Raw genomic sequence first — 14,022 nt, forward strand, 5'->3', positions numbered from 1 at the left:
CAACTATGCCGGCACTCTTTTGCGCGCCGCTTTGCGGGTTGGTGTTACGGCGCTGGCGCCGCCATTCAAATACTCGCGCAGAAAACGCGCCGTGTAAGATTTTTTGCCGTCTTTGATTATTTCCAACGGCGCGCCACAAGCGACTAGCTGGCCGCCGGCGGCGCCGCCTTCGGGGCCGAGGTCGACGATGTAGTCGGCGTCTTTGACGATATCGAGGTTATGTTCGATGGTGACCACGGTGTTACCCATGTCGACGAGGCGATGAAGAATATGAATGAGCTTTTCCACGTCGACGAAATGCAGTCCCGTGGTCGGCTCGTCGAGGACGTAGAGCGTGGTGCCGCGGGATTCCTTACCCAGCTCGTAGGCGAGCTTGATGCGCTGGGCTTCGCCGCCGGAAAGCGTATTGCTCGATTGGCCGAGGTTGATGTAGCCCATGCCGATGTCGTCGAGCACTTTTAGCGGCCGGCCGATTTTCGGAAAAGCGTGAAAAAATGGCACCGCTTCTTCCACGGTCAGACAAAAAACCTCGAAAATATTTTTTTCGTTGTAGCGGATATTCAACGTCTCCTCGTTGAAGCGTTGGCCGTTGCAGGCTTCGCAGTCGACGAAGACATCGGGGAGAAAACTCATTTCCTTGCGAATCTTGCCTTGGCCGGCGCACTCTTCGCAGCGGCCGCCTTTGACGTTGAAGGAAAAACGGCTGGGCGTGTAGCCGCGCAGGCGCGCTTCCGGCGCCAGGGCGTAGAGTTTGCGAATTTCATCGAGCACGCCGATGTAGGAGGCCGGCACCGAACGCGGCGTTTTACCGATCGGGGTTTGATCGACTTCGACGATCCGTTCGAGCGCTTTCCAGCCGGCGATCTCTTTATGTTCTCCGGGCCGGCCGGCGAATTGACCGAGCAGCAGTTTGACGCCTTTGTAAAGCACGTCGCGCATCAATGTGCTCTTGCCCGAGCCCGAGATGCCGGTGATGCAGCTCCACATGCCCAAGGGAATTTTTACGTCGAGATTTTTCAGATTATGCGCCTTGGCGCCGCGAATGGTCAGCCACTGAGATTTTTTCAGATCGCGTTTGGCGCCGAGCCGTTTGCGCTCCGAGCGCAGGTAAGCGCCGGTGGGCGAATCGGGATTGGCTTTGATCTGCGCCGGCGTGCCGATGTAAACCACGTTGCCGCCATGGACGCCGGCGCCGGGGCCGAGATCGATAATTAAATCCGCCGACTGAATCGTCGCTTCGTCATGTTCGACCACCAGCACGCTGTTGCCCAATTGTTCAAGCCGGCGCAAAGTTTTCAGCAGCATGGCATTGTCGCGCGGGTGCAGACCGATGGTCGGTTCGTCGAGGATGTAACAGACGCCGCGTAAGTTCGATCCCAGCTGCGCCGCCAGACGAATGCGCTGGGCCTCGCCGCCGGAAAGCGTGTCAGCGCGCCGGTCGAGGGTTAAATAGGGCAGGCCGACTTCAGAGAGAAAATTCAAACGCTGGGCGATCTCCTTCAAGATTTTATCCGCCACCGCTTGGTCGCGCACGGCGTTCAAGTTGTCGGCGTGGGACAGATCGAGCTTGGCAAAATATTCTTTGGCGTCGTCCACCGCGAGCCCGGTGATCTCCCAGATCGCTTTGCCTTCGACTTTGACCGCTTGGGCGCGCGGGTTGAGGCGCCGGCCGGCGCAGGTGTTGCAGGTGGTTTCGGTCATCAGCTCGTCGATCTCGTTGCGGGCATTTTCATCGCCAGCGGCGGCCAGTTCTTTTAGAAATGGAATCAAGCCGACGAAGGCGCGCCGGCCTTTGCCACCGTGGAGAATTTCCTGCTGAACGTTCTTGGGCAATTTGGCGAACGGTTGAGCGATATCGACGCCGTGATCGTCTTTTAATTTTTCGATCAAGCGCTTGATGGCGCGTTCAAGTTCGGAGCCGGTCACCGAAGAGCCGGCGGAAATGCCGCTCAGCGCATCTTTGAGCGGCTGGCGCGGGTCGGCGAAAATCAAGCCGGGATCGAAATCGAAAATAAATCCCATGCCGGCGCATTCCTTGCACGCGCCTTGCTGGCTGTTAAACGAAAACAGCCGCGGGTCGAGCGGTTCGTAGCCGATGCCGCAGCCGAGGCAGAACAGCCGCTGATTGAATATTTGCTCGCCACGATCGGAGAGCAAATGGATCACGCCGTTGCCCAAACGCAGCGCTTGATCGATCATCGCTTCGACTTCCCGTCCGCCGGCTTTGGCCTTGCCGACGACGATGTCGATGTTGTGCTCTTTGAAACGCTCCAAGCCGTTGGTCAATTCCGGCGCGCGCAGATCCATCAGTTTGCCGTCGATGCGCGCCCGGCGGTAGCCCAGGCGGCGGGCGCCGGCGATGATCTCTTTGTGAAAACCTTTGCGGCCGCGCACCAATGGACTTAACACCAAGACGTCTTTGCCGCGGTAGGCGCGGCCGATGCGGTCGAGAATTTGGCTGCGCGTGAGCGCATGGATCTGCCGGCCACAGCTGACGCAATGCTGCTTGCCGACTTTGGCGTAGAGCAAACGCAAGTAGTGATAGATTTCCGTTACCGTGGCGACGGTGGAATTGCGCCCGCCTTGGCTCAGCCGCTGTTCAATTGCCACCGTCGGCGGTATGCCGGCAACGTAATCGACGTTGGGGCGCGCCATCACTTCGAGAAACTGGCGCGCGTAGGCGGACAGACTATCGATGTAGCGGCGCTGCCCTTCGGCGTAGACGATGTCGAATGCCAGGGTCGATTTTCCCGAGCCGCTCAGACCGGTGAAGACGACGAAGCGGTCGCGCGGAATGTTGACGCTGATATTTTTTAAATTATGTTCCTTGGCGCCGACGATGGCGATGGCGTTGTCGTCGATCTGGGAGGGCAAGGCACGCCTTGCCCCTACATCAAATAACACTGGCGCGAACGGCGCCGGCGATTTACTTAAATATGGCCGTAGATAAACGCCGGTGTGGGAACGCTCGACGGCGGCGATTTGCGCCGGCGTGCCGACGGCGACGATCTCACCGCCCTTGTCGCCGCCTTCGGGACCGAGGTCGATGATGTGGTCGGCGCACTTGATCACTTCTAAATTATGCTCGATGACGACCACCGAGTGGCCTTGCTCGATCAATTCGTTGAACGCCCAGAGCAAGCGCTCGATGTCGTGGAAGTGAAGACCCGTGGTGGGCTCGTCAAAAATAAACAGCGCGCCGGCCTTTTTCGCCCGCGCCATATGGGACGCGAGTTTCAAACGTTGGGATTCGCCGCCCGAAAGCGTCGTCAGCGGCTGGCCCAGGCGGACGTATTCCAAACCGACGGCGCGCAGCGGCAGCAAGCTGTTGTGGATGTCCGCCGTGTCTTTGAAAAATTCCAACGCGTCGGTGATGGTCAGATCGAGCACCTGGCGAATGTTGCGGCCGCGATAGCTGACTTCGAGAACTTCCTCGCGGTAACGGCTGCCGTGGCATTCGGGACAAGACGTATAAACGTCGGAGAGAAACTGCATCTCGACTTTTTCGAAACCTTCGCCGCGGCAGGTTTCGCAGCGGCCGCCTTCGACGTTGAAGGAAAAAGTCGACGGCGTGTAACCGCGCAGGCGCGATAGGTCGGCGCTGGCGAAAAGTTTACGCACGCCGTCGAAGGCTTTCATGTAAGTCGCCGGATTCGAGCGCGGCGTGGTGCCCACCGGCGCTTGATCGACCAGCAGGACTTCGGAAATTTTTTCGACGCCGAGGATTTTCTCACAATCTGTGACGCTGGCGGTGGGCGCTTCTTTAAGCTTTTTCAGATTGCGGTGCAGTACTTCGTCGACCAAGCTCGATTTGCCCGAGCCCGACACGCCGGTAATGCAGACCAACATGCCGAGGGGAATCTCGATGTCGATGTTCTTTAGATTGTTGGCTTTGGCGCCGATGACTTTGATCGAGCGCGGCAAGAGCGGCCTACGCCGGCGCGCCGGCAACGGAATGGTTTTGCGTTGGCTCAGGTAAGCGGCGGTGAGCGAATTCTCATCCTTGAGCAAGTCGTCATAGGAACCGGCGAACATGATTTCGCCGCCTTGCTCGCCGGCCTTCGGCCCAAGATCGATGATGTGATCGCACTCCTTGATGATCTCAGGATCATGCTCGACGACGACGACGGTATTATGATTGGCGCGCAAGCGCTGGAGAATTTCCACCAAACGCCGGCTGTCGCGCGGATGAAGTCCAATCGACGGCTCGTCGAGGACGTATAGGGTATTCACCAGCGAGGAGCCGATGGCGGTGGTCAAATCGACGCGCTCCAACTCGCCGCCTGACAGCGTGCGCGATTGGCGGTCGAGGGTCAAATATTCCAAACCGACGGCGACCAGATAACCCAAGCGGCGGCGAATCTCGTCGAGGATCAAACTCGACACTTGATCCAAGGCGCCGACGGGTTTGAGGGCGGTGAAAAATTCGTGGGCGGCGGCGACGCCGAGAGCATTGACCTGGGCAATGTCTTTGCCTTCGATGCGATAGCCTAAGCCGTCCGATTTGAGCCGGCTGCCCTGGCAGTCGGGACACATTAGATAGGCACGATAACGCGCCAGCAGCACGCGCACATGCATGCGGTAGCTGCGCCGTTCGAGGCGGCGGAACCAGCCGCGAATGCCGCGATACTCGCCGTCGCCGTCGACGATTAATTGTCTTTGCCCGTCGGACAATTCGCCCCAGGGTTTTTTGCCGGGAATGTTTTTGCGCGCGCAGAAGTCGAGCAAACGTTTCACTCTGCGCTTGCGGTTGATCCACGGCCGGATGGCGCCGTCGCTGAGGGATTTGCCGGGATCGGGGATGATCAAGTCGAGATCGATGTCGATGACCCGGCCAAAGCCTTTGCAAGTCTCGCAGGCGCCGAGCGGACTATTGAATGAAAATAGATTGGGCACCGGCTCGCGGTAGGCAATATCGCAATGGGCGCAGTGGCGCTGGTTGCTGAACGGCTCGCGGCGCCAATCGTCGTCGGGGAAAAATAAATTCAAGCGCCCTTTGCCGTAGTGAAACGCCTGTTCCAAGGACCCGGTGATGCGTTTTTTATTTTGCCCGCGCAAGACGAAGCGGTCGACGATGACTTGCAACGGATCTTTTTTCGCCGGCGCAGCGCTCAATTCGTCGAGCTCGCGAATTTCCCGATTGACCAGCACGCGGTGAAAGCCGGCTTGGCCAAGACCCTTGCGCACTTCGTCCCAGGCCACCGCTGAGGGCGCTAAAGGAAAAGTCAAAACCGTGGCGGTGCCTTCGCCCATGGCTTCGAGCTTGGTAAAGACCGTTTGCGCCGTGTCCCGTTCGACGACACGCTCGCAGCCGCGGCAATGGAGCACGGCGATCTTGGCGAACAGCAACTTAAAATGATCGTGCAGCTCGGTCATGGTGCCGACCGTGGAGCGCGAGGTGCGCACCGGCCGGCTCTGATCGATGGCGATGGTCGGCGGGATGCCTTCGATGCTGTCGACATCGGGTTTGTCCATGCGATCGAGGAACTGGCGCGCGTAGGCGGAAAAACTTTCGACGTAGCGGCGCTGGCCTTCGGCGTAGAGTATGTCGAAGGCCAACGTCGATTTCCCCGAGCCGCTGACGCCGGTGATGACGGTCAGTTGATTGAGCGGAATCTCGATGTCGAGATTCTTCAGATTGTTTTGCCGGGCGCCGAGGATGCGGATCGATTTGCCGTTCATGTGCGAGCTCGGTTTCAGTTTCTAATTTTGCTGGTTCCCAGGTTGCTGCGAAAGAGTTTGCACCACGGAGGACACGAAGCGCACGAAGGTCGGAGTTTAGAATATCAGAACTCTTCGTGTCCGTACCGCGCACGGCTGGAAGCATAAGCCAGCGTGTCAACCTCATACCTCTACCACAGGGCCGGTTCGAATCAAGTTTCATTCGCGCTGATGGTTTGTTAGTTTGCGCCATGCGCATCAGCGAAGTTTTTTACTCGATCCAAGGCGAAGGCCGGCTGCTCGGTGTGCCGTCGGTGTTCATTCGCACGTCCGGTTGTAACCTACGCTGCGTCTGGTGCGATACGCCTTATAGTTCATGGCAGCCGGAAGGCAAGAGCTGGAGTGTTAAGAAACTCCTCGACGAGGTTGTCAAATATCCGGCGCGCCATGTGGTCGTCACCGGCGGCGAACCGCTGTTGGCGCCGGAGGTCGGCACGCTGACCGAGCAATTAAAAGCCGCCGGCCTGCATATCACCATCGAAACCGCGGCGACGCTGTTCAAGCCGGTGCAGTGCGATTTGATTTCCCTCAGTCCGAAGTTGGCCAATTCAACGCCGTGGAAAAGAGCGCGGGGAAAATTCGCCGCGCCGCATGAGCGCCGGCGGCTCAACCTTGGTGTGATTCAGAAATATTTAGACGCCCACGATTATCAGCTCAAGTTTGTCGTCGAGCAAAAAGCGGACTTCGGCGAAATTCGTCGGATCATCGAGCAACTGCGCAACGTCGATGCGGCGCGGGTCTTGATCATGGCGCAGGGGACGACCAACCGAGAGTTGAATCGGCGCGCTAAGTGGATCGTCGAGCAGTGTAAATTTTTTGGCTTCAGTTACACGCCGCGCTTGCATATTCAGCTGTTCGGTAATCGCCGCGGCACGTGATGGCGCGTTGCGCGCCATCACGAATTTCAAATTTCATATCTCAAATTACAGATTTCGGAATGGGTCGGTGTGCGTTTTCTTATTGCGCGGGGCGCATGAGAGCGTTTGCTTGAATGCTCCGAACATCCCCCTTTGGAAAAGGGGGAGCGAGGGGGATTTGGTGGTGTCGTGTCGTGGTTGTCTTGTCGCTGATCGGCTGAGCGGGAACGTCGGCTGGGGTTTCTTCGACAGGGGCGCTCGGCGGCAGGGCTTTATTGTTGAGCCTGGCGTTGATCGTCGGCGCGAGCAGTTTCAAGATCGTCACCGGTAGACCGCTGGTGAAGTGATAGTTTTCGGCGTCGCGGCCTTGGACGAAGGCGGTGATGACGCCGAAATAACGCTGGCCGATGTAGAAGATAAACGTCGCGGTGCGGTTGGTGGCGCGCGAGCTGGTGACGGCGCCGGCGCGATTGAAGGTTTGAAAGCGATTGTCGCCGGAGCCGGTTTTGCCGCCGGCGGTGACGACTTCGCCGTTGGCTAGCTTAAACGCGCCATTCAAGCGGCGCGCCGTGCCCTGTTCGACCACTGTGGCCATGGCGCGGCGGGCGACGCGGGCGACTTCAGGCGCCAGGACTTGCTCGCCTTTGGCTTGGCTCGGTTCGAGCAAAGTTTCGTACGGCGTCGCGGTGGCGAATTGGACTTTATTTAAACTCGTTGACGGCCGGCGTACGCCGTCGTTGACCAATATTCCGACCAGCTCCGCCAGCGCCACGGGACGATCCGAAGAGCTGCCGATGGCGGTGGCGTAAGTGGGCACCAAGGTTTTAAATGGAAAGCCGAGCCGCTGCCAATAGGGCGCCATGCGGTTGAAGGCTTCCTTTTCTATGCGGATGCGCAGGCGCAGATCCTGAGCGCGACGATTGCGGTTGTTGAGTAACCAAGAAGAGCCGGCGCGGCGCGCTTCGCCGCTGTTGGCCCAGAGTTTTTCCCAGGTGAGATTGGGATCGTTGCGAAATTCGCTGGCGCACCAAAGATCGAGCGGGTGAAAGCCGAGCAGATAGGCGTAATCGACCAGCGTCAGGCGCGGGTTGTGAAAGGCGCGGAACAGTTTGCCAACGTCGACTTCGGCGGTGTTGATCTGATGTTGCGTCAGCCAGTCGCTGAGCGCCGGCTCGTCGCTGCCGATATGCCAAGCGAAAAATAGGATCGTCAGGCGCCGCTCGATATTGCCTTTGGTGCCGAGTAAACGGCTGACGATCTCTTCGAGAGTTTGCTTGGCAAAGCTCTGGTAGGCTTTGCGTAACGCGCTACGCGATTCTTCTTCGGCGATCTCCTGGAGCATTCTTTGCCGGTCGGCGTTGGCCGGACTGTTCATCACGTCTTCGGAACGATAACTGAGCCGGGCGCGATGGTAGCTTACCAGGTCGCGCATCAGGCGGATGAAGACTAAGTTGGTCGAGTTGCGAAAAGCGTCGCGCAATTCAAAAATCTGATTGTCGTCTTTGTCGTCGAAATTTTCGAAATGATGCACGCCGCCGCCGGTGAAAAAGGTTTCATAGGGGCTCGCCGAGTAGCGGCGGGTCATGGCCTTGGCGAGAAACGCCGGCAACGCCAGCTGCTTTTCTTCGAGCAACGTCTCGCAGCTCCACTTGGTGAGCGGATCGATCGCGGCCTTGGCTCGTTCTGACAATTCCGTGGCATCGAGCCCGCCGAGTTCCTTGTGCAGCTCGGCGATGATTTCTAAATAATGGGTCAAGGTGCGGAGCTTCGCCGTACTGCCCAGTTCGAGTTTGACGCTTTTATTGAAATCGAAGGGCGCGGCGAAATTATCCGCCTGGACGCGCACCAGATTGCCGGTCGCTGTCGCCTCGACGAGGAGAAAAGAGTAAATCACTTTGCTCGGATCGTCCTGTTCGAGCAGCCGCTCGCCGTTCAAACCGAGAGCGTCGACGACTTTCTTGTCGGCCAGGCGGCCGATGAATTCAGTGACCTGCTTTTGCAGCGGCACGTCGATGGTGCTGTCGACTCGCAGGTGCAGCCGGTTCAAGTCGTAGAGATTGGCTACGCCCAGCGACTCCATCATGGTGTTGCGGATGGCGTTGGCGGCTTTGTTCTTGACCGAGGACGGTTGCGGCGGCAGCGGCGCGCTGGATAAAAACTTGATCGGGGTTTTTTGCAGCTGGTCGGCGAATTCACTGTCGATGACGCCTTCGCGCGCCATGAGCCGGGTAAACTGGCCGACTTTCTCCTCCAACGAATCGCGCTCGTCGATCAGAAAGACCGATGGCGCGCGCACCGAGATCAGCAAGGTGAGGGCGTGCTTGAAGGCGCGGATTTTCTCGGCGCTGCTGTCCGGCCCTTGGAGCGCTTTCACCACATCATTCAAACTCAGGCCGAACCAAGCGTGCAGTCCTTCGCCCAAGCCGTGAATCTCGCCGTAGCTCGGCGCCGCCGCCAGCGGCACGGTGTTCAAATAATTGACCACGATGCTTTCGCGCCAAGCTTTGGTGTTGGCCCCTTCGCGGTAGGCTTTCAAACTGGCGCCGACGATTTGGCGCAATTTTTCCACCGGCCCGTCGGTGCGGCCATTGGGCGAGTGGCGAAATTTTTCCAACTGCACGGCGAGTGTACTGCCGCCTTGAACCGGCACCGGCAGCGACAACTTGGAGCCGAGATAAAAGAGCGCAGCTTTGAAAATGCGCTCCCATTCGATCACCGGGTTTTGCCACGGCGTCGCCGGCCGGTCGAGGTCGCGGTTTTCTAAAAACAGCAGCGTCTTGACCAGCAGCGGCGGGATATCGTCGATCTTTTGAAAAAGAAAATCCGCTTGGGCGTAGTGAAACAGCTGCGCGCCGTCGGCGCCGAGAATTTCCAGCCCAGTGTCAGGCCGTTCAAGATAGGGCGGCGACACGCCCCGATCGAGCAGCGTCCGCATGGTTTCCGACTGGCGCGTCTGTTGGCTTACCCGATAGCCCTGGGCTTCGAGTTTGGACTGGAATTGCGCCAGCTTCGAATAGCCGCGCCGATCGTCAAAGGGGGCTGCGCGCGGAAAGCGGATTTTTTTGTTCCGTCCATTCTCCAACTTGTAGGACAAACGCTCGTTGGTGCTGGTGAAAAACCAGGATTGCAAAACCGAGGTCTGCATCTCGATGAACAGACAAGCGGCGACGATGGCGAACAGCGCCAACCACCAAAGCCAGACTTTGAGCTTGGTGAAGTTGAGAAAGAAAAAAAACCGGGAGGCGAACGACGGGCGGCGTGGCGCATCAGATGGGATAGTTTTTCCGCTCATCGAAGTGTGCTCGCATGATAACACACTGGCGGAAAAAACCTAAGATGCTTTTTAGTTGAGAGGATGAATGCTGGCGATGACCGTTGCGGAAGATGTTCAGGATTTTCTCCCGCAAAGGCGCCAAGCCGCAAAGTTAAATAAGACTCGACGACGAAAAATTCGCCAAACCAAATTTCCGAACTTAGCGTCTTTGCGCCTTTGCGGGAGAAAAATCCGAGTTAATTCCAGTCGGCGAGGACACCCATATCTTGGCCGCCGCCGTGTTGGAAGACAACCCGCTTGCCGGTCTTTTCGTCGATCTCATTTCTCTGGCCGCCGGCTTTGGCGACGTCTTCCGCGGTGGCTTTGTGGCTATTGCCTAACAAGATCATCGGCTCGTCATTGGGATTGGACCCTTCGTAAAATTCATGGGCCGGGATGCTGATGATCTGCCCCTGGGAGACCTCGTGGGTTTCATTGCGCCCTTTGACGATGCCTTTGCCGGTCAAAACATAATAGCTCCGGTCCGACGGATGGTTGTGCATGACTTGCACGTCTCCGGGGGGAAAAATCAGAATCCAGGTTTCTAAATTCTCCCGGCGGAACAGATCGATGCGGCGCTGGCCTTTTTTGCGGCCCTTGGACATTTCCAAAACATCTAAGACTTTCATGGGAACCTCCTTTTGAGTTACCGTTACTAATGACGCAAATCTATTCCCGTCGGTCTCACCCTGTCAAGGTCAAGTTTGTCTGCCGGCGCCAACCGTAATATAGGAGTCTTTAGGCTTTACGTGTGTCGTTCAGATGGTTTTGTTCATCACGAAGGCACGAAGGACACGAAGGGCTCGGAAAATAAAACTCCGAACTTCGTGCTCTTCGTGTCCTTCGTGGTGAAAACATCTTCACACGAAACTCGGAATCATCACAAAGGAGAAAAGGTCATGAGTCTAACCAAGCTCAGTTGCATGTACGGCCATCTCGAAGGTATCGACGGCAAGTTCGCCCGCGACATCACCGGCTATCTGTCTATCGACGCCGGCATTTACGCCAAACATGGTCTGGAGGTTTCTTGGAATCATGTGCAAGGAACCGAAGAACGATATCGGAGATTGGCAAATGGTGAAGCGCAGCTTTCGTTCGTCGTCGGGCGCGCCTCGTTGCAACATTTTCTCGACACCAAGACGACTCGAGTGATTGGTTGCGCGATGAATACTTGTCCCTATCTGTTGGTTGCCGACGGGGCGATTAAAGAGATCAAAGATTTGAAAGGCCAAACCGTGGTCTGCCGCGAAGGGCCGGCGCGCGGCGTGCCGCTGGGTTGGCAGTTCCAACAGCTCGGCGGCCTTGCCTTGGGTCACGACTTCCAACTCAAGCTCGTGCCGAGCGACCAAGAAGCGTTTCATACGCTGCTCGACAAGAAAGCCGCGGCGGCGATCGTGCCGCGTCCCTACGGATTTGTCGCCGAAGACAAGGGCTTTCACCGCATGGTCGAGTGGAACGACTTGGTTGACGATCCATTGCCAATCACCATCGAGACCACGCAGAAGCTCTTCGGTGAGCGCGAGAAAGACTTCAGAGCGTTTCTCGCCGCGCACAGCGAAGGGATCGTTCACGCCAAGGCCAATCGTGAGAAAGCGGTGCAGCTGCTGATCGACAAGTTCGGCCACTATCGTTCGCTGGCCGAGAGGACGTTCGACGATTATCTTTGTTATATGGATGAGTCGTTGACGGTCGACGTAAAGCAGCTGAGTAAGTTGTTGGCCCAAGTTGCGTTGCAGTCCGTTCAGAACGCCCGCGAAGTGGCAGCCGAGTGGCTGATGGCTGGAGCGCTGCTGTCTTAGTAGGGGCGACCGGCGGTCGCCCTTTTCGAACTTCTAGGCCTAGCGGAACCGACTCGTTTCTTGCTATATGTCAGCCGCTGGCGTGATTGTACGTCGGACAAAACTATCGGGGCTGGAGTGTGATCGAATGACGAAATTCTCATTGCTTTGTCCAAGCATCTTTCAAGTCTCCCGCGCTATGGCAGCTCTAGGCTTGATCTTTTTTTGTAACTCGAATGGCTCTGCCGCCGAGGTGACCATCGCGCTGCCGACGAAAAGTTTTCAGCAGATTATTTTTCCGCTGGCGGTTGAGCGCGGTTACATGAAGGAAGAGGGCATCGATCTGAAGATCACTTTCATGGAGCCGACGCCGAGTATTCAAGCGCTGGTCGCCGACAGTATTCAACTCACCGGTTCCGGCGGCAGCGCCATGGTGGCGATCGCGCGCGGCAATGTGCCGATGAGAGTTGTGCTGGCGGTCAACGATCGCGTGCATCAGTGGATTCTCAGCCGGCCCAACATCACGAGCTTGCGAGATTTGAAAGGCAAGATTGTCGCCACGCCGGGCATCGCCGCGGTTTCCACTTTTATGTTTAAACAGGTGCTGTCGAAGTATGGCCTCGACGGCAGCAAGGATGTCACCTTCGTCGATCCCGGCGTTGGCAATCAGGTGGCCGCGTTGATCTCCGGCGCCGCCGAAGGCGCCATCGCCAGCGTCGAACAGCGCTACGCCGGCGTCGACGCTGGCATGAAAGAGCTCTTGTATTTGGGTAACGAAGTGAAAAATTCCTGGGGCACGACGGCGGCTTCGGACAAGTTCATCAAAGAACAGCCCAGGCTCTTGGCCGGCTTCATACGTGCGACGCTCAAAGCGCTGCGCTTGATCAAGCGCGAGCGCGACGGAACTATCGCCGCGTACGCGAAATTTTCCGGCTTACCGGCAGCGACAGCCACTCGGCTTTACAACGATTTAATCGGCACATTTACGGCGGGCGGCAGCGTCGACCTCGACACGCAGAAAAGCGATCTCGAAGTGATTCGCCAAGTTTTGGATGCCAAGGAAGCGTTGCCGGCGGCGCGGGTTTTCGATTTCAGCGCGGCGCTGGAAGCGGACGCGCAGCTCAACAAGACTGGCTGGAAACCATAGATTACGTTTCAAACCGTGAAAAATTAAAATGCACACTAAAGGAGAAAACCCATGGCAGGCATAATCGATTCGGATACGCATATATCGGAAGGCGAGGCGATGTGGGCGATGATGGACAAGGAGATGTACGGGCGCCGGCCAGTGTTGATCAAAAGCCCGGAAGACACGCTCTACGGGCCGCGCAATGCGTTTTGGTTGATCGACGGTAATATTTTCCCCAAACCCAACGGCAAGGGCAGCTTTCGTTTGATCACGCCGTCGGCGTCCAAGCTTGAATCTTCCCGCGGCGATATTCACCTCGCCTATCGCGAGATGACCGACATCCCCGGCCGGCTGCGCGATATGGACAAGCTCGGCGTCGATCTGCAGGTTGTTTTTCCGACTTTGTTCTTGATCTACATCACCGACGATGCCGCCCTCGATATCGCCATGGCGCGGGCCTACAACCGCTTCATCGCTCAGGCCTGCGCGAAATCCGGCGGGCGCATTCGTTGGGTGGTGGTGCCGCCGCTGCACTCGGTCGAGGAATCGGTGAAGGAAATCAAATGGGGCAAAGACAACGGCGCGGTGGGGGTGTTCTTCCGCGGCATCGAGGGGCAGCGTACGCTCGACAATCCTTATTTCAATCCGATTTACCAGGCGGCCAGCGATACCGGTCTGCCGATTCTGATCCACACCGGCGCCGGCTGTCCGTTGTTCATCAATCTGTTCGATGTCGAGCGCAACCACACCTTTGGTCACAGCCGGGTGCAGCCATTGTTCGCCTTCCGCGATCTGATCGCCAACAAAATTCCTGAGCAGTTTCCCAAACTCAAGTTCGGCTTCATCGAAGCATCGGCCGGCTGGGTGCCGTTCATGATGCACATCATCAAGCGGCTGTTCAAAGAAAAATGGAAGTTCGCCAACGACGCCGACATGTTCCGCGAGTATCGGATTTTCGTTGCCGCCGAAGCCGACGAGGATGTCAGCTACATCGCCCAGTACACCGGCGAAGATCATCTGATCATCGGTTCGGACTACGGCCATCAAGATCCGTCGGAAGAACGGCAATTGGTCGCCGCCATGCGCGCCCGCGAAGACATCGCGCCGGCGCTGACGAATAAAATTTTCTTCGACAATCCGAAATTGCTCTATCCGCTGAACTGATTCGTGCGTCAACACTCACTTGATCCATCCTTTTCCTCACCCTCTCCCGCGTGCGGAAGA

Annotated in this window: 7 protein-coding genes; 4 read left to right on the forward strand and 3 right to left on the reverse strand. The window is 57.5% G+C overall.

Translation table 11 applies throughout. The annotated features are described in order from the left end of the window. Window positions 1-3 precede the first annotated feature (3 nt). Window positions 4-5,682 carry an excinuclease ABC subunit UvrA gene (gene uvrA / locus EXR70_00725; protein ID MSP36997.1) on the reverse strand — a complete coding sequence of 1,893 codons (5,679 nt, stop codon included), beginning with the start codon at window positions 5,680-5,682 and terminating at the stop codon, window positions 4-6. A 230-nt stretch (window positions 5,683-5,912) separates the two neighbouring features. Between uvrA and EXR70_00730 the strand changes: the two genes are divergently transcribed. After that, window positions 5,913-6,599: a 7-carboxy-7-deazaguanine synthase QueE gene (locus EXR70_00730; protein ID MSP36998.1), complete on the forward strand. Its 687-nt coding sequence runs from the start codon at window positions 5,913-5,915 to the stop codon at window positions 6,597-6,599. A 79-nt stretch (window positions 6,600-6,678) separates the two neighbouring features. Here the strand turns inward: EXR70_00730 and EXR70_00735 are convergent, their stop codons facing one another. Both EXR70_00735 and EXR70_00740 read right to left on the reverse strand, forming a co-directional pair. Beyond that, a complete protein-coding gene (locus tag EXR70_00735) occupies window positions 6,679-9,870 on the reverse strand; it encodes a glycosyl transferase family 51 (GenBank protein ID MSP36999.1) in 3,192 nt (1,063 codons plus the stop codon). Window positions 9,871-10,088: 218 nt separating this feature from the next. Next, window positions 10,089-10,520, reverse strand: coding sequence for a cupin domain-containing protein (locus tag EXR70_00740; GenBank protein ID MSP37000.1), 432 nt, complete (start codon window positions 10,518-10,520; stop codon window positions 10,089-10,091). 270 nt (window positions 10,521-10,790) lie between these two features. Between EXR70_00740 and EXR70_00745 the strand changes: the two genes are divergently transcribed. From EXR70_00745 to EXR70_00755, 3 genes are all read left to right on the forward strand, one after another. After that, a complete protein-coding gene (locus tag EXR70_00745; GenBank protein MSP37001.1) occupies window positions 10,791-11,690 on the forward strand; it encodes an ABC transporter substrate-binding protein in 900 nt (299 codons plus the stop codon). 67 nt (window positions 11,691-11,757) lie between these two features. Beyond that, window positions 11,758-12,816, forward strand: a complete 1,059-nt coding sequence (locus tag EXR70_00750) for an ABC transporter substrate-binding protein (GenBank protein ID MSP37002.1) — start codon at window positions 11,758-11,760, stop codon at window positions 12,814-12,816. 51 nt (window positions 12,817-12,867) lie between these two features. Then, window positions 12,868-13,962, forward strand: coding sequence for an amidohydrolase (locus tag EXR70_00755; protein MSP37003.1), 1,095 nt, complete (start codon window positions 12,868-12,870; stop codon window positions 13,960-13,962). Window positions 13,963-14,022 lie beyond the last annotated feature (60 nt).

The sequence above is a fragment of the Deltaproteobacteria bacterium genome (assembly GCA_009692615.1).
Classification (GTDB): domain Bacteria; phylum Desulfobacterota; class Binatia; order UBA9968; family UBA9968; genus DP-20.

Excerpts from the sequence above, each read along its gene's own strand:
- uvrA (MSP36997.1), bottom strand. The coding sequence starts at position 5,682 with ATGAACGGCAAATCGATCCGCATCCTCGGCGCCCGGCAAAACAATCTG.
- EXR70_00730 (MSP36998.1), top strand. The coding sequence starts at position 5,913 with ATGCGCATCAGCGAAGTTTTTTACTCGATCCAAGGCGAAGGCCGGCTG.
- EXR70_00735 (MSP36999.1), bottom strand. The coding sequence starts at position 9,870 with ATGAGCGGAAAAACTATCCCATCTGATGCGCCACGCCGCCCGTCGTTC.
- EXR70_00740 (MSP37000.1), bottom strand. The coding sequence starts at position 10,520 with ATGAAAGTCTTAGATGTTTTGGAAATGTCCAAGGGCCGCAAAAAAGGC.
- EXR70_00745 (MSP37001.1), top strand. The coding sequence starts at position 10,791 with ATGAGTCTAACCAAGCTCAGTTGCATGTACGGCCATCTCGAAGGTATC.
- EXR70_00750 (MSP37002.1), top strand. The coding sequence starts at position 11,758 with ATGTCAGCCGCTGGCGTGATTGTACGTCGGACAAAACTATCGGGGCTG.
- EXR70_00755 (MSP37003.1), top strand. The coding sequence starts at position 12,868 with ATGGCAGGCATAATCGATTCGGATACGCATATATCGGAAGGCGAGGCG.